The organism is Solibacillus kalamii, from assembly GCF_002174535.1.
Classification (GTDB): Bacteria; Bacillota; Bacilli; order Bacillales_A; family Planococcaceae; genus Solibacillus; species Solibacillus silvestris.
In genome coordinates, this window is the sequence record NZ_NHNT01000005.1 from 85,340 (window position 1) to 102,684 (window position 17,345).

At 40.5% G+C, this 17,345-nt stretch carries 13 protein-coding genes; 2 read left to right on the plus strand and 11 right to left on the minus strand.

What is annotated here, in order from left to right; genetic code table 11:
* Positions 1 to 6 precede the first annotated feature (6 nt).
* The 6 genes from CBM15_RS09420 to CBM15_RS09445 all read right to left on the minus strand — a co-directional run bounded on the left by CBM15_RS09420 (position 7) and on the right by CBM15_RS09445 (position 5,979).
* Positions 7 to 1,083: an FAD-dependent monooxygenase gene (locus CBM15_RS09420; protein ID WP_087617280.1), complete on the minus strand. Its 1,077-nt coding sequence runs from the start codon at positions 1,081 to 1,083 to the stop codon at positions 7 to 9.
* Positions 1,076 to 2,191, minus strand: coding sequence for a bifunctional diaminohydroxyphosphoribosylaminopyrimidine deaminase/5-amino-6-(5-phosphoribosylamino)uracil reductase RibD (gene ribD, locus CBM15_RS09425; RefSeq protein ID WP_087617281.1), 1,116 nt, complete (start codon positions 2,189 to 2,191; stop codon positions 1,076 to 1,078). Before ribD ends, CBM15_RS09420 begins: the two co-directional genes overlap by 8 nt.
* 12 nt (positions 2,192 to 2,203) lie before the next feature.
* Positions 2,204 to 2,938, minus strand: a complete 735-nt coding sequence (locus CBM15_RS09430) for a GTP cyclohydrolase II (RefSeq protein WP_008407110.1) — start codon at positions 2,936 to 2,938, stop codon at positions 2,204 to 2,206.
* A 135-nt stretch (positions 2,939 to 3,073) separates the two neighbouring features.
* Positions 3,074 to 4,519, minus strand: coding sequence for a sodium/pantothenate symporter (panF, locus tag CBM15_RS09435; protein WP_193433783.1), 1,446 nt, complete (start codon positions 4,517 to 4,519; stop codon positions 3,074 to 3,076).
* Entirely contained in the window at positions 4,519 to 4,791 is a 273-nt protein-coding gene (locus CBM15_RS09440; RefSeq protein ID WP_193433777.1) for a YhdT family protein, read from the minus strand. Before CBM15_RS09440 ends, panF begins: the two co-directional genes overlap by 1 nt.
* Positions 4,792 to 4,995: 204 nt before the next feature.
* Positions 4,996 to 5,979, minus strand: coding sequence for a diaminopimelate dehydrogenase (locus tag CBM15_RS09445; protein ID WP_087617284.1), 984 nt, complete (start codon positions 5,977 to 5,979; stop codon positions 4,996 to 4,998).
* A gap of 251 nt (positions 5,980 to 6,230) precedes the next feature.
* Here CBM15_RS09445 and CBM15_RS09450 point away from each other — a divergent pair, with 251 nt between their 5' ends.
* Positions 6,231 to 6,689 (plus strand): hypothetical protein, encoded by a 459-nt coding sequence (locus tag CBM15_RS09450; RefSeq protein WP_087617285.1) that lies wholly within the window; start codon positions 6,231 to 6,233, stop codon positions 6,687 to 6,689.
* The gene (locus tag CBM15_RS09455) at positions 6,677 to 6,970 is read left to right on the plus strand and encodes a YxcD family protein (RefSeq protein ID WP_087617286.1); all 294 of its coding nucleotides are present in this window, start codon (positions 6,677 to 6,679) and stop codon (positions 6,968 to 6,970) included. The genes CBM15_RS09450 and CBM15_RS09455 overlap by 13 nt, the downstream gene beginning before the upstream one ends.
* 52 nt (positions 6,971 to 7,022) lie before the next feature.
* On the opposite strand, the gene CBM15_RS09460 is transcribed toward CBM15_RS09455, so the two are convergent.
* The 5 genes from CBM15_RS09460 to CBM15_RS09480 all read right to left on the minus strand — a co-directional run bounded on the left by CBM15_RS09460 (position 7,023) and on the right by CBM15_RS09480 (position 17,330).
* Positions 7,023 to 9,329 (minus strand): YhgE/Pip family protein, encoded by a 2,307-nt coding sequence (locus CBM15_RS09460; RefSeq protein ID WP_087617287.1) that lies wholly within the window; start codon positions 9,327 to 9,329, stop codon positions 7,023 to 7,025.
* 338 nt (positions 9,330 to 9,667) lie between these two features.
* Positions 9,668 to 11,821, minus strand: coding sequence for a 5'-nucleotidase C-terminal domain-containing protein (locus tag CBM15_RS09465; protein WP_087617288.1), 2,154 nt, complete (start codon positions 11,819 to 11,821; stop codon positions 9,668 to 9,670).
* A 174-nt stretch (positions 11,822 to 11,995) separates the two neighbouring features.
* Positions 11,996 to 14,692, minus strand: coding sequence for an aconitate hydratase AcnA (gene acnA, locus CBM15_RS09470; RefSeq protein ID WP_087617289.1), 2,697 nt, complete (start codon positions 14,690 to 14,692; stop codon positions 11,996 to 11,998).
* A gap of 310 nt (positions 14,693 to 15,002) precedes the next feature.
* Positions 15,003 to 15,833 (minus strand): DUF2785 domain-containing protein, encoded by an 831-nt coding sequence (locus CBM15_RS09475; RefSeq protein ID WP_239835832.1) that lies wholly within the window; start codon positions 15,831 to 15,833, stop codon positions 15,003 to 15,005.
* A 114-nt stretch (positions 15,834 to 15,947) separates the two neighbouring features.
* Positions 15,948 to 17,330 carry a VWA domain-containing protein gene (locus tag CBM15_RS09480; RefSeq protein ID WP_087617291.1) on the minus strand — a complete coding sequence of 461 codons (1,383 nt, stop codon included), beginning with the start codon at positions 17,328 to 17,330 and terminating at the stop codon, positions 15,948 to 15,950.
* Between the last annotated feature and the right edge of the window lie 15 nt (positions 17,331 to 17,345).

Consider the following 17,345-nt stretch of genomic DNA (forward strand, 5'->3'; position numbering starts at 1 on the left):
CCTCACCTAACTTAATACGAGAAAAGCTTCATAAAACTTTTGCTCTTTTTCTATTTGAATTGCCTGGATTTTTTCAATCTGTTGTTTTCGTGCTGTTGCGCAGCTGACAAAATCAAATTTCTCATTTTCCAGCAGCATTTGTGCCAGCACATGGGCATCCATTAACGAACTATTTAATCCGTACGCGCCGGTCGGAGTCATCGTATGCACAGCATCCCCGATCAATGCAACGCCTTCTTTTCCCCATTGCTCCGTTGTACTGCTGAATACATCAAGCAGCACAAAGTCTTTCCATGACTGGATATGTTCCTGTACAACAGGGGCCAATTGTGGAAATGCTTTTACGAGTTTTTCAATAAACGGCATAAAAGGCTGTTTGCGTAATTCCGGATAGCTTCCTTTATTAATATTCCAGCCGATTTGTACAAATCCTTTTGCCTGTGTAAACAAGGAAATTTGCATGCCATCAACAAGGGCCATTTTAATGGAAGGTGTCCAATTTGCAGGTGCCGGTATTCTTGCCCAGAGCAGATCATAGCCATGTTCGCGGATCGTTACATCCAAATTCGCCAATTTTCTAACTGTTGAATAGCGCCCATCCGCACCGATGATAAGCTGTGCCTCAATTGTCATATCGTTTTCACCTTGTTTGGCGCGAACTGCTGTATATTGTCCGTGCTCATTTTGAACAAGCTCTTTAACCGTTGTATTCAATAAATAGTTAAACGTTGGATAGCCTTGTGCCTGCTCGATAATTGCTTGAAGCAAATGAGCTTGCGGAACATGGATGCCTAAATGCCCTACAGCCGGATCCGGTTCAATTGTTTTAAACTTTTCACCGCTCATCCAATATTCCAATGTTTCCATACGCAGCAAACCGAGCTGTTCAATTCGTTCGAATAGCTCATACTGTTTTAAAATCCGCTCGCCTTCTTCATTTAAATGTTCCCCGCGGAATGCCTTTGCAAAGCCATTTGTCCGTTCAATTAAAAGAACAGACACATTATTTTTCGCCAATATATTGGCAAGAAGCGCACCTCCTGGACCACCGCCAACAATGCATACATCCACTTTTTTAATCATGTAAACCAGCCTTCTTTGGATAGGCAATAATACGCAAATCTTCCCCGACGTGAGTGACTTCACCGAATTCAAGCTGATTTGCCAAATCGATTGTTTCTACATCAGTTCCTGTAAACGGTGTAATGGAGTTTTTCCCGCCCAATACTTTCGGTGCGATATACACGATATACTGGTCAATGAAGCCGCCTCGTAAAAATGATGCGTTCACATTGCCCCCACCTTCAACAAGCAGATGCGTAATACCCTTATTATATAATGCTTTCAACATATCCTCTATGTGCAAGCCTGTTATTTCTTTTTCTACTCGAATAATTTCAACACCATTACGCTCCAATTGCTGTGCCTTTTCTTCATCAGAATCGAGTGAAGTGACAATGATTGTACGAGCTTCCGTTGTGTCCGCAATATGTGCATCAACCGGTGTTTTCAAAGTACTATCCAACACGACACGAATCGGGTTACGACCTTGTCGATCAGCGTTAAGACGAGTCGTCAGCTTTGGATTATCATTTAAAACCGTTTGAACACCGACTAATATCCCGTCCACTTCATGACGCAATTCATGCACATCCGCGCGTGCTTCTTCCCCTGTAATCCATTGTGAATGACCATTATATGTCGCAATTTTGCCGTCAAGTGTCATGGCGAATTTCGCAACTACAAACGGACGCTCTGTCAGCATATTATGAATAAAGCGTTCATTCAGCTTTTGTGCTTCCTCTTGAAGCACACCGACTTCCACTTCGATTCCCGCATCCCGTAAAAGACGAATACCGCGCCCTGCTACTTCAGGATTCGGATCTTCCGTGGCAACGACGACGCGTTTAAATCCGCTTTCTTTCAACAGCTTCGCACAAGGTGGTGTTTTGCCGTAGTGTGAACATGGTTCCAGTGTGACATAAATTGTCGCATCTTTTGTATGCTCACCTGCCATATTCACCGCATGTACTTCTGCATGGGGTTCCCCTGCTTTTCGATGAAGTCCTGTACCGACAATGACACCATCTTTTACGATAACGGCTCCAACTAGCGGATTTGGATTTGTATTCCCTCTGGCACTTGCTGCCAATTCAAGCGCAAGCTGCATATAGTCCTGATCAGTTTTCATTTGAAATTCTCCTTACACAGTTAACTTTTCAACAATTCCGATATGTCCAGACTTTTCTACTTTAGTTTTCAAGTACTGTTCATTCGTTTCCGTCAGGCCGCCCCATAATGGAATATGGCCATCCGCAAGTAAACCGTTTTCCTGCAGTGCTGCAAGTTTTTTCGGATTGTTCGTAATGAGCGTTACCGGTTTTGCCCGCAGGACTTGCAATACTCGGATTGCATCATCATATGAGCGGACATCATCTTCAAAACCAAGTGCATGATTCGCTTCCACCGTATCAAACGCTTCTTCCTGCAATAAGTAAGCAAGTGATTTTGAAAACAGACCAATACCGCGACCTTCATGATCTGCCAAATAAAAGATAGCGCCACAGCCGTGTTCAACAATCATCTTCATGGATTCATGTAGTTGATAGCCACAGTCACAACGCTGTGAACCAAAAATATCACCTGTATGACAAATGCTGTGCATACGGATCAATGCATCATCCTGATTGGCAAAATCACCATACACAAGTACAGATGACTGCTGGCCAAAAGCTAAATGCATCGATGATACAGAGTCTACTACCTGTTCTTTCGTCTGGTTTTTTTCAACAGTTGTCCATGAGTACCACTGGAATGTTGCTTCTAGATTTTCTTGTTTTATAGGTAGCTTAACCGGTCCGACAACTGCAATATTTTGCAGATCATCACGACGTACAAGCTGAATTTTATCTTCTAAAATAGCCATTATTTTTTTCATCTTATCACCTTTATTTTTTATTAAGTTACTTTATGTAACCTAGTTTACAATAATAAGCGTTTAACGTCAAATAAACCAGAACTATCAATTGATAGTTCTGGTTTCTATCATACAGAGCCAAAACGATTCTGGCTATTAAAAATGGTAATCTTCTATTTTTTTCACCTTTTGCGCAATCATACTTACTGCTACAAATGTGATAAGAGAAGCTATGATCGGAATTGTTACAGAATGCATGCCATAAATATTTTCCGCAAAACGGTAGATGACAATATATAATGTCAGGCCGACAATCATCGAACTGATGGCCCCGTATTTATTTGCTTTCTTCCAGTACAGGCCAAATACAACACTCCATAAAAAGGCCGATTCCAGTCCGCCGAACGCAAACAAATTCAGCATGATTAACAGCTCAGGCGGTTTAACGGCAAAAATAACTACCGCGCCCCCGATAATGCTTGTCACCCAGAAACTGCGATTTTTAATTTGTGCATCGCTTGCTTTCGGGTTGATATAGTTTAAATAAATATCTTTTACAACCGTAGAACTAACTAATATCAGCAGTGCATTAACCGTCGACATAATGGCCGCCATCGGAGCTGCGAGTACGATTCCTGCCAGAACCGGCGGCAGCACTTCCAATGTCAGCAGCGGCATGACTTTATCGCCGACTTCAATTCCCGGCATGACCGGACGTGCAAATACACCGATTAAATGCATGCCAAACATAATTGTCCCGATTCCGATTGTCCCGATTAAAATGGCTTTATGTAGGCTTTTCGAGTCTTTGTAGCTCATCGCACGAACCGCGATTTGTGGCAAACCAATAACACCAAGTCCAATTAAAATCCAAAATGTTGAAACATACAATGGTGTCAGGTTTTGTTCCGCACCAAATGGCGTCACAAAATTCGGATTTTCTGCAACCAATCCTTGCATAATTGTGTCAACACCACCACCGGCAATGACTGTAGCAATAAGAAGGATGACCGTACCTACAATCATAATCGATCCTTGCAATGCATCTGTTAACGCAACAGCCCGGAAACCACCGATAATTACATACGCCAATACGGCTACCGCAAAAATGAGCAATGCATTTGTATAAGAAAGCCCTGTCAACGATTCAATCAGACGTGCCCCACCTACCCATTGCGCTGTCATGGAAGCAAAAAGGAAAATGATGATGCTGATTGCCGATAAAATAACTATGGTATGGCTGTCATAGCGTTTCTTTAAAAAGTCGATTAATGTAATCGCTTCAATTCGGCGAGCCACAATCGCAAATTTTTTGCCGAGCACCATTAAAACAAAATAACCTGCAGGCAGCTGTGCCATTGCCAACAGAACCCATCCAAGACCTGTATTATAGGCAACTCCTGGTCCCCCTATAAAACTTGAGGCACTGCCATATGTCGCCATCATCGTCATTGCCAGGATAAAACCGCCCATTTCTCGACCGCCTAAAAAATATTCCTGTAAAAACGAATTAGATGTACGGACTTGGCGATTTGCCCAAATACCGATGCCAAAAATGATGATTAAAAATATGAGTAATGGAATAATCACAGACCAATGTATCATTTTTGTTCGTCCTCCTCTTCAAGTGAAATATCTTTGAAGAAAAGCTTCATTGCAAGCCAGATGGCAATAATCATGAAAATGGTTCCTGCGATACAGCTATAGAAAAACCATGCCGGGAATCCGAATACATAGTCATACTCAAGCGGGTCACCAGAACCAAGCCCATACGCAAATCCGAACCAGATTGCAAAGTTGATGATGACAAGCACGACACCGATCAGTGCTTCTTTATGTGCGATTTTAAAACGCTTATCCTGCACATTAAACATCCTTTCTGTTTACCATTTAAATCTGCTGTAATTTCAGATTCATTAGGGAATTAACTCGCTCTAAAGTGGACAACCGTCATTTTAGAGACTTAACCTCTCTATTCTACGTTGCCAAACCTTGAATGAAAAGACTTTGTCGACGATTTGTCTAGCAAAAATAAAAAAGCGTCGCCTAGATTTACTAGACGACGCCCCATTTGGAAATTACAGTAACTCTTTGCGCAAATCGGCCGGTGATTTTGGGGATAATAAACCGTATGGAATGTCGAACACCGTTTTTGCCCCTTTGTCTCCCTTTGCGTGCAATTTGTATGCAGCGCGGGCATAGGCAACGAGAACACTTGATGTAAACATCGGATTCGATTCAAGCGTTAATGAAAACTCCATAATTTGTTTGTCAGATTCGCCGGATTGACCAGAACGGATAACAAATCCGCCATGTGGCATACCTTGATGATTTTCTTTAAATTCAGCTTCCGTAATATAGTTCACAGTCGTATCATAATCCGCAAAATAATTTGGCATTTCTTTAATTTCTTTTTCGATCGTTGCTGCATCTGCACCTTCTGCCAATACAACAAAGCATTCACGGGCATGTTTTTCACGTGTTGTCAGCTCCGGATTTTCACCATTGCGCACACGGTTAACCGCTTCTTTAATCGGCAATGTATATTGCACTGCATTTTTTACGCCTTCAATACGACGCACTGCATCTGAGTGACCTTGGCTTAAGCCGTCTCCCCAGAATGTATATGTATTTCCTTCAGGCAGTACTGTTTCACCTAATAGACGATTCAATGAAAACAGACCCGGGTCCCAGCCAACCGAAATAATTGAAACTGTGTCACTTTTTTGCGCCACTGCTTCGACTGCATCAAAAAACTCCGGAATTTTTGCATGCGTATCATAGCTGTCGATCGTGTTGAACCATTGCGCAAAATGAGGAACTTGCTCAGGTAAATCCTTTGCCGAACCACCACATAAAATCATAACATCAATTTGTTCTTTGTAATTCGGTGCATCTTCCACTAAATAAACCGGTACGTTCCGTGATTGGATTGAAACTGTAGCAGGATCACGTCGCGTAAATACAGCTACCAATTCCATGTCAGCATTTTGTCCGATTGCTGCTTCTACACCACGACCTAAATTCCCGTAACCTACAATGCCAATGCGAATTTTACTCATTATTCATTCCCCCAAGTTAATTATTCGACGATTGCTCATTTACATCATGATGTAAATTCAGAATTTTCGTCTAAATTATATTTCATCATACAGTTTCATTTTTATGAATACAATATTTTTTGTTATTTTCACAAGAAATGTTATCTTTCGCGCGATGCTTGTATTATTTACATAAAAGTGTTTTCATTTTCTATTTAGGTGAATTTTTGATATACTGATAAAGTAAAAAATAGACTAATTGGGGGAAAAACATGAAAAAGTTATCAGCGATTTTATTAGCATTCACACTTGTATTTTCAAGTGTAGGGACTACGATTTTATTTGCTAATGATGCACAGTCAGTTGAAGCAAAAGGTTACAAATCTGGGAAAAAAGGCTTCAACAGCAACAATAACAATTCTAATATTCAGAAAAACAACAACGATGCAACAAACCCGACAACAACAAAACAAAATAACAATACAACGAAAAAGAATGATTCAAATACAGCTTCATCAAACAAAGGCGGTTTAATGAAAGGCTTAATGCTTGGTGGTTTAGCTGGTTTATTATTCGGTAGCATGTTTGCCGGCATGGGTATGTTAGGTAACATTTTAGGTCTGTTAATCAACGTAGCAGCAATTGCGGCAATTGTCTTCTTCCTAGTGAAGATTTACCAGTTGATCAAACGCAAAAAAGATAAAGAGGTTACGGATTCGTGGAAAAACTAACATTACTTGAACAAGATTTAATTAATGCCGTTTGTCTATTCCATGCAAAATTTAAAAACACAGCACCTGAAGATGTGGAAGTGGAGCTGATGTATGATGATATTGCGGGTTATTCAGCGGAAGCTTTCTACAATGGACAGCTAGACGTTTACAACTCTGTAAATTTCATTATGGCACTTCGTCTGTATATTGACGAGCAGCTTGGCCGAGATTCAATGTCAGCCCGTATTTCACTTGCTATTGATGATGAAGAAGGCATGATTGCTCACGTAGAATTTTAATATAACAGTAAGACCCGTCTCCTCTCTGATTTGAGAGAAGACGGGTCTTATTTTATGCAGTCGGCTGTACTTCCGGCGTATACTTCGTCGTAAGTGATTTGTAGCTTACGATAAACGCGATCAGTGCCAATACAGAAGCAGCGACTAAATAAATGACAAGGACTAAAGCATTCGATGATAACATTGATAGATCACCCAATGAAATAACCGATTTGAATCCTGAAATTGAATACGTAAACGGTAAATACGCACTTACAGCCTGTAAATTTTCAGGCAGCATTGGAATCGGTAAATTCGAACCTGTAATCGATAATTGTGCAACAGCAAGTACAAGTGCGATAAATCGGCCGATATTGCCTGCAACCGATACAAGGAAGAAAATAATTGACATGAACACAATGCTGACAAAAATCCCGAATAAAATAAACTGGACTACATGATCTACCGATAGCTGTAATACGACTAATGTAAATCCTGTAACCAATACCGCCTGAATTGTAGCAAACAGTGCTAATTGCAACCATTTACTGACAAACCAGCTTACAGCAGACTTTGGCAATACAGCCGGCTTTTTAAAGTCCACAAACATGGACAACACAAGCATACCTACAAATAATGCCAACGATAAAATATACGGAGCTGTTGAATCGCGGTAATATTCATAAGCATTAACCTTCTCCCCTGCCAACGTGACCGGTGAAGAGAACATTGCAATATTTTCATCGGTAATTCGTAATGCCGCCACTTGCTCACGACCACCTTCCAAACCAGTCACCAATTCCGATGAACCTGCCTGAAGACGATTGACACCATCATTTAATGAAGTAACACCTTCTGTCATTGTTTTCCAGCCGACTGCAACGGTTTCATTACCAGTGCTGATTTGTGTCAACCCGCTTTTCAGGCTGGAAACACCTGCGCCTAATTTGTTCCATGAACTTGTTAGCGATGCGTTACCATTTGCTACTTGGGAAGCACCACCCGCTAAAGTAGATGCACCTGAAACGACCGCTGTCTGTCCTGCAACGAGCGCATCGATTCCTTTTACTGCCTGCCCTTGTCCAGCTGTTAATGAACTAATACCGGATACAATCGTTTTCTGACCGGCAATTGCGTTTTCAATTCCGGCTGTCAATGCAGGCATTGATTGTGCCATCTGGTTGGCACCATTGCTTAATGCATTAGCACTTTGAACGGCAACCGGATAAACGGTACCAAGCTCTCCTAAACCTGCACTTAAAGCAAGTAAATTTTCACGGTATGCTTCCATGCCAGGTGCTTGCGCCAATGTTTGCAGTAATGCTGCACCTTGTGCCATTTGTTCGATATCCGCCTGTTTTGACTGCAATACGGTCGCCAGCTGGTTTAAGCCTTTTGCCAACCCTGGATTCCCCTGCGTGCCGTCCCCTAGAGCGATGCCAGCATAAAACCGATTTGCTCCTGCTGAAAGCTGCTGCAATCCATTCAGAAGATTTTCAGAACCGGGCTGCAATTTCTGTAAGCCTGTATAAATTTCCGTTGAACCGCCTTTTAATGAATTAAGACCCGCTAACACTTGCTGTGAGCCGCCCTTTAACTGTGTCGCACCAGATGCCACTTGACGTGATCCGGACGCTAGCTTATTAATATCGCCTGTTCCACCATTGATCGCGGAAAGAAGCTGACCTGCCCCCGCATCAGCCGTTTTCGCACCGGCAGCAAGTTTGTTAATGTCTGCCGATTTTTCCGTCAACGATGTTAACAATGTGTTCGTCCCGTCCGCCAGCTGCTCTGTACCATCTGCAATTTGCTTCGAACCATCCGCTCCACTAGCAAATCCTGTTTCGATATCCGTAAATCTGGAGAATACTGTTCTGGCATAGGTCGCTGTAATTTTGTCCCCTAATTGTTCGCGAAGTTTTTCTACAGCACTGTTCGTGACTTGCGCACCCATGAAGTTTAATCCTTCATTTTGAATGTAACGCAATTCCGGCACTTGCGGATTTGCATCAAGAACCGTTGTCACCTTTTGCGAAAAGTCTTCCGGCACTTCTACCACTAAGTAAAATTCCTGCTTATCCAGCCCTTCCATCGCTTCTTCTTCCGTCACAAAATGCCAGCCCAATGAGTTACTTTCTTTCAATGTTTCCATTAAATCATTGCCGACATTGATCGCTTGACCACCTGAAACCCCTCCGGCATCCTTATTGACGAATGCAACCGGTAAGTTATCCAGATTGTCGTACGGCCCCCATGTAGCAGACAGAAGAACTGCTACATAAACAATCGGAATGAGCATGACACCGATCAATGCAATGAGTAAACCTTTGCGATTTTTCAGTGACTGCAATTCCTTCCCAAACAACTGAAACGACCCCATAAAAACCCCCCTTTTTTATGAAAATAATCCTATACGAATGAATAAAGACTCATTGCGTATATACAATAATATATTCTAAGTTTTTACATATTTCTACTAGAAAATGTAAATATTTTCTTGTTAGTACGTGAATTTTGTTCATATTAATATTCAAAAAATAGGACAAAATAATCGCTAAATAATTTTCTATTTTAGGACTCCCTTTATTTATCTGAATATTCTAATTTAAATTGTTATTAGTAATCAAAATAATAATTCAGTTTCCATAATGTTTTTTGCAAAAAAATAAATAAAAAAACCACTAAATGGTTGCCCAATTTAGTGGTTTAATTATGGAATTATTTTTCTTGTGGTGCAGCTGTATCAACAATGCGGCCTTCAGTAGTAAACTTAATTTCTTTCATTGATAGTAATTGTTCTTTTAAGTTTTCCCAATCTGATAAACCTAAGTCTGTTACACGGCCTTCGCCATATGCTTTTTCAAACGAGCTGAAGCCGTCTCCGCCTTTAGCTGTGAAGGCATTTGTTGCTACTGTGTATGTTTCGTTGTCCGCTACATCTACGTATGCTTTTGTTGCTTCATCATAGTATTTCAATGAAACGACACGAGAGCCCGCTTCTTTAGAAGAATCGTATTCTAGTTTAGCACCTGAGATATGCAGGAATCCGCCATTTTCCTCTGGAGCACTTTTTACAGAGTGTTCAAATGCAGCTTTTAATTCAGCACCTGTAACATCCATTAATGCCAGTGTATTACCAAACGGCAATACTGTAATAACCTGTCCAGTCGTAATATTCCCTGCCGGAATCGCAGCACGAATACCACCGCCATTTTGTAATGCCATCACTACTTTTTTATCCGTATACTGTTTCGCTTTTGCCAGCATGCCGTCTGTAATGATGTTTCCTAATACTGTTTCGCTGTTACGCACACTTACTGCACTTGTATCGGATTTACGAGGACTCACTAAATCTTCTGTCAACTTAACCCCGATTTCTGCTTTAGAGACAGCATCCACTTTTTCTTTAAATGGTGCAAGCATTTTTAAACCTTCTGCATCATCAGCCAGTTTACCAATCTCAACTAATTGACCGTCATGTTTAACAACGACACCATTTTCGTCAAATTCTACATTCAATGTTCCTAGGAAACCAGCATACTCTTTCGCTTGTACGATTAACGTTACGTCTTTTTTCTCGCCGACTGTGTTCGTATCCACTACGAATGGCTCTTTAAGCTCTGTATGCGAGTGACCGCCTACGATAATATCAATTCCAGGGACTGATTTTGCTAGAATTTGATCATTATCATATGCAGGGTTATCGTCAAATCCAATATGAGTTAATGCAATAATTTTATCGACACCTTTATCTTCAAACGCTTTTACCGCTTTTTTCGCTTCGTCAATATAATTTTCAAATGCGACACTGCCTGGAGAAGCGATGTCTTTTGTTTCAGCTGTTGTTAAACCGAAGATCCCGACTTTCTCACCGTTTACTTCTTTAATCATACCTGCATAAATTTTGCCGTTTTCAGGCTCGCTTGATACTAAATCAGAGAACATACCTGTAAACAGGCTGTCTTTTGTAAAGTCAACATTCGCTGTTAGAACCGGGAATTGTGCAGCTTTAATGAATTCTGCCAATGCTTTATGTCCTTCTGGTGAAGAACCTAAGTCAAATTCATGGTTTCCTAATGTGATCGCATCAAATTTCAATGCATTTAAAAATGGAAGATCTGCTTGTCCTTCAAATTCGTTGAAGTATAAAGTTCCGCTGAAAACGTCACCTGCATGCAATAATAGCGCATCCGGTGTTTTCGCACGCTGTTCATTGACAGCCGTCATTAATTTTGGAAGCGCCTCTACACGAGAATGTGTATCGTTTACATGCATGATCGATAATTTATAATTATTTGTTTCCGGTTCCGGTTGTGGTGCTGGAGCAGCTGCAGCCATCATAGTTGCCAATACACTTGATAGTTCGCCACGTGTAAGTTGTTTAGTAGAATTGAATACTACTTTAGCCTCTGTTAATAAAGTCTTTGCATCAATCGGGTATACCGCTGATACATTCGTTAAAATTTTAGCCAATTGACCATGTGTAATTTTATCCGCTGTACGGAATGTACCGTCTTCATAACCGTTTACAAAACCAGTCGCCACTAATGCTGCTATTTGACTATAATACTGGTTAGACGTTTTAATATCTTTAAGGTTAGGATTTTTCACATTTGTTGTATCTAGTTTAAGAGCGCCAGCAATCATTTTCGCAGCTTGTCCGCGTGTAACCGTTGCATCCGGTTTAAATGTACCGTCTCCAAATCCTTTTACGATACCTGCAGATGTTAAAGAATTGATCCCTTCTGCATATGGATGGCTAGCACTAACATCCGTAAAAATTGTCTCTTCTGCCATAACACCTGTTGCGCCTACAGCTACTGCCGTAAATGCTGCTAAAGCTGTTGCTGAATACATTCTCTTTTTCTTCATCAAAAGACCCCCTACAAAATTTTAACCTACCTTTTGATAGTAACGAAATATTATAAAAATTTCCACATATTCCGGAAAATTTTACTTCTAATTAACAAAAAATTTCATACTAAAGGCACAAAAAAAGACAAAGCCAATAAAAATTGACTTTGTCTTTAAAGTTATCGAATGGAATTATTGTTGTGCAGCTTTAGCACGTAATACCATTTGTAGGATACCGCCGTGACGGTAGTAATCTACTTCTACTTCAGAGTCGAAACGAGCTAACGCTTTGAACTCAGTTACTTTTCCTTCTGGAGAAGTTGCAGTAACAGTTAGGATATCACGTGGTTTAACATTGTCAGTTAAGTTAACGTCGATTGTTTCGTCACCTTTTAATCCTAAAGTTTCAGCTGATTCGCCAGCCATGAATTGTAATGGTAATACGCCCATCATTACTAAGTTAGAACGGTGAATACGCTCGTAAGATTGTGCGATTACAGTTTTAACGCCTAGTAAGAATGTACCTTTAGCAGCCCAGTCACGAGATGAACCCATACCGTAGTCGTTACCAGCTAATACTACTAAGCCAGTACCTGCTTCTTTGTACTTCATACAAGCATCGTAAATGTACTCAACTTCGCCTGTTGGCCAGTAAGTAGTGAAACCACCTTCTGTACCTGGAGCGATTTGGTTACGGATACGGATGTTTGCGAATGTACCGCGCATCATTACTTCGTGGTTACCACGACGAGAACCGTAAGAGTTGAAGTCACGGATTGCAACACCGTTTTCGATTAAGTACTTACCAGCTGGTGTATCTTTACCGATTGCACCTGCAGGAGAGATGTGGTCAGTAGTGATAGAGTCACCGAACTTAGCCATTACACGCATTCCAGCTAATGTTTGGATAGCACCTGGCTCTTTAGAAAGACCAGTGAAGAATGGTGGGTTTTGGATGTAAGTTGATTTTTCATCGAAAGTATATAAGTTTTCAGTTGAAGTTTCGATTGCATTCCAAGCTTCGTTAGCAGTGAATACTGTTTCGTATTCTTTTTGGAATAATTCACGAGTTACAACTTTATTTAATACTTCGTTAACTTCTTCAGTTGATGGCCAGATATCAGCGAAGAATACTTCTTTGCCTTCTGGAGTTACAGCGATTGCGTCTTTTTGTAGATCGATATCTACAGTACCCGCTAAAGCGTAAGCAACAACTAATGGTGGTGAAGCTAAGAAGTTAGCTTTTACTAATGGGTGTACACGACCTTCGAAGTTACGGTTACCTGATAATACAGAAGTTACGAATAAATCGTTTGATTTGATTGCATCTTCGATTTCTGGTAATAACGGACCAGAGTTACCGATACATGTTGTACAACCGTAACCAACTGTGTTGAAACCGATTTGGTCGAAGTAGTCTTGTAAACCTGATTCTTCTAAGTAACCAGTTACTACTTTAGAACCTGGAGCTAATGAAGTTTTAACCCATTTAGCAGGTTTAATGCCTAACTCAACCGCTTTTTTAGCAACTAAACCAGCAGCTAATAATACGTATGGGTTAGATGTGTTTGTACAAGAAGTGATGGCAGCGATTGCTACAGCACCTGCAGGAATTTCTACGTCACCTTCTGCAAATTTAGCAGTTGATGTTTTAGAGAATTCTTCTTCTGTTAAACCGAAACCTTGAGTACCTTGTGGAGCTACTACTGATTCACGGTAAACACGTTTCATTTCAGTTAAAGGAATTAAATCTTGTGGACGCTTAGGACCAGAAAGGTTTGCTTCGATGTCCGCTAAGTTAATTTCTAAAACGTCAGTGTAAACAGGCTCTAAGTCCGGGTTGAAGAACATGTCGTTAGCTTTTAAGTAAGCTTCAACAACAGCAATGTGCTCTTCGTCACGGCCAGTTAAGCGCATGTAGTTTAATGATTCTTCGTCAACTGCGAAGAAACCACAAGTAGCACCGTATTCTGGAGCCATGTTTGAGATTGTAGCACGGTCCGCTAGTGGTAAACCAGGTACGCCAGGTCCGAAGAACTCAACGAATTTGTTTACTACACCACGAGCACGTAATACTTGAGTTACTTTTAATGCTAAGTCAGTAGCTGTTGTACCGTTTGGTAATTCGCCTACTAGTTTAACACCGATAACATCAGGAATTGGGAAGTAAGATGGTTGACCTAACATACCAGCTTCAGCTTCGATACCACCAACACCCCAACCTAGAACACCGATACCGTTGATCATAGTTGTGTGAGAGTCAGTACCTACTACTGAGTCAGGGAATGCTACTAAACCTTCTTCTGTTTCGTTCACGTGAACGATTGGAGCTAAATACTCTAAGTTAACTTGGTGTACGATACCAGTTGCTGGTGGTACAGCGCGGAAGTTATCATAAGCAGTTTGAGCCCATTTTAAGAAGTTATAACGTTCAGCGTTACGCTCAAACTCTAAATCCATGTTGGCTTGTAATGCTGCTGAGTTACCGTATTTGTCTACTTGTACTGAGTGGTCAATTACAAGGTCAACTGGAATTGCAGGGTTGATTTTAGCTGGGTCTCCACCCATTTCTTTCATTGCAGAACGTAATGAAGCTAAGTCAACTACTACTGGAACACCAGTGAAGTCTTGTAATACTACACGAGAAGGCTTGAATGGTACTTCAGCATCTGCATTGTGATTACCGAAGTTAGCTAATTCATTAACATGCTCGTCTTTAATTACGTAGTTATCATATTGACGTAATACTGATTCTAATAATACTTTAATTGAATAAGGTAGGCGTGATACTTTTGCGATACCAGCTTCTTCAATTGCAGCTAAACGGAAATAGTTATAAGTTTTACCGTTAACTTCAAAAGTAGAACGACTGTTGTGTAAGTTTGCCATGTTGTGTTCCCCCTAGTTTTTCTTAATTGAAAAGGTTGTAAAGCTCTTTTCTCCACAGTCAATAATAACGCACATTCACACATAAGTAAATTGCATTATTATTATCTTTTGCGATAAGTTAAAATTATGACCTATCGGAAATACCATTTTCTTCTGCAATACATTTAGAAATCCTACTTTGTCAGAAAGTTCTTCTCACACTGTATTCCTCCACAAATTTCTAATGCATTGTAAATTGCATTTTTATTAGTACAAATCTGAACAAAATTTTGAATAAAAATTATTTTATTATTGTACTAAAATAAAATGATTAGTTTAATTTGAGCCAGCGCTGAATGAATGATGATACGATACTGCGCAGTTTTTCATTCCGATTGGCAAATTTCAGATAAAAATAGATCGTTTTTGCCAAGTTCAGCTGGTTTGTTCTTGCTTTAAACCACAATGCATCATAGCCACGCTCATAGGCGACCATTTCCAGCTGGTCAAACAGCTGTTCAAACCATTCAATGAAAAGTGCTTCGTCAATATTTTTGGCTAACAATGCCTGAATGATATTGCAGAAACGTTCTTCCTCGTCATCGATAAAAACATAGCCCTTCCAAATATTCGCGCGTATTGCCTGCAATATTTGAGCCGTAAAGCGAATCGGATAAAGCGGATGTGCAATAATTGCGCTAATTAACTCCGTTGTATTCGTAATGCTATGTGCCCAGCCAGACTTTGTATCGACAAAGCTTCGCAAATCCTGCTCCTTCGCTAACAGGGCCACTGCATTTTGCGCAAGCAACTCCAACTGCTCACTCGTCAAAATGTTAAGCTGTCGATCGGCATTCACGATTGCGGCTAAATAAAGAGCCGCATAGGAACGCTGAAAAACAGAACTTGTCCCATTCTCACCGATATTAAAAAGTAAACCGTCAGTTGAAGAAAGTTTGCTCACAAATTCGGTAATAACGGTTTCGCCGAGTACATTCTCCGATAACAGCATGATGAACAGGCGATAGTTCAGCTGGTCACGGATTGCTGCTTCTTCATGACCGATTGTTCCCAGTAAATCATTCAACATCGACGGGTGCTCCTGAATCGATTGTTTTCGCTCTTCCGTCGTCATTTCAAAAAACTTCTCATAATCTTCCACTACCAAAAAGACGCCTCCTTACCAAATGCATAACATCATTGTAAGAGACGTGCCAACATTTGACTAGGTAAAAGCTCTTCTAATAGACGCACACCTTCTGAATATACCCGTTTTTTATAAAACAAATGCATCTTCTGCTTCAAATAATTCATTTACTTCAATAACACGATCTGAAAACCGATCCACAACATTCAGATCGACCGTATTAATTAAATTTGTTAATACAATCGAAGTACATTCAAACTGTTTCTGCTTTTTTATTTGCGCAAATTCCTCAATAAAACGTGACGGTAAAAAGCTGGATCCGTCCGTTACGAACAACAAATCCGCTTTTTTAAATTCACTTTTCTTTAAAAGTTTTAATGCTTCACGCAATGGCAGCTCATAATTCGTCCCGCCACCGATGAAACTGTCACTAAACTGAATGAGCTCCTGCGTCTTTGCCTGACCTTTTCTGAAAAATTTAATTTCCCCAACATTTGTTGCAAAAGGAATAATCGCAAAATCTCTTCTCTGCTTTTTGGCGATGTTCAGCAACGCAATACAAAACGCCTTACTTTGGGCTTTAATTGATGTCATAGAACTGCTTTCATCCATGCATACAATAATCGGCCCCTTTCCTTGACGCTCTTTTCCCTTCTTATTAAAAACGAGTGTTTGCTGCTCGCTTAATCGCTTCAAAAAATCAAGTTTGCTGTGTCCAAGCATATAGTTGGCCAATTCTGCCGGGAGTAGTCGGGACAGTTCATGCCCAAAAGAAACCGAGTGATGCTGAATTGTCTGTGCTTGTTTTGCTTTCTGCTTTTTTATCGCGATTTTTTTAAAACGGCCGACTAATTCGGCAATTTTATGCAATTCCTTTCGCTCGCTAATCATTTTTGCCAGTTTAAACTGATCGCTTAAAGGAACTTGCTCCAATTTTTTTCCATCCATCGTCCCTACTTTCATGACCGCAGTTTTTGTTTGATGGATGTTCTTTTTATTTTCCTGAAGCATCATGCCGATGGATGTTTTGGATAACTGTTTTAAATACTCTCTTTTTTGCGGTAAATCATCTGCCTCACTGGGTATTTGTTGCTGCTTTTGAAAGGCTTCCAGTTGCTCGATCTGAAATGGGTTTTTTTGCTCCTCATAATATTGGAAGCTTTTAAGAAGCTGTTCGGCAATGCTGACGGAAGTAAGGACACTCAACAGCTCGTCGCCTTTTGTCAGTGCATGCCATTGGTTGTATTCTTCATTTTTCAGCAGCTCTTTCATAAAATCATATTGCACTTTGTCCAGTTGCTTTGCATTTTCATTTATTACAGGCGCTTTATAATAGAAAGCATGCCAGCAATCTCCGATGATATTCGTAAAGCCGGATACAATTTTTTCACCTGCGATGCAGCTGTCATTCAATAAAGTGGCCATTTTCAACAATTCGTTGAACCGGGCCTTTTGCTCAGTGCTGCTCTCAAAAACTGTTCGGCTGTAGATTACATGTATGTTCTCACTCATGAAGCATCCCACCTT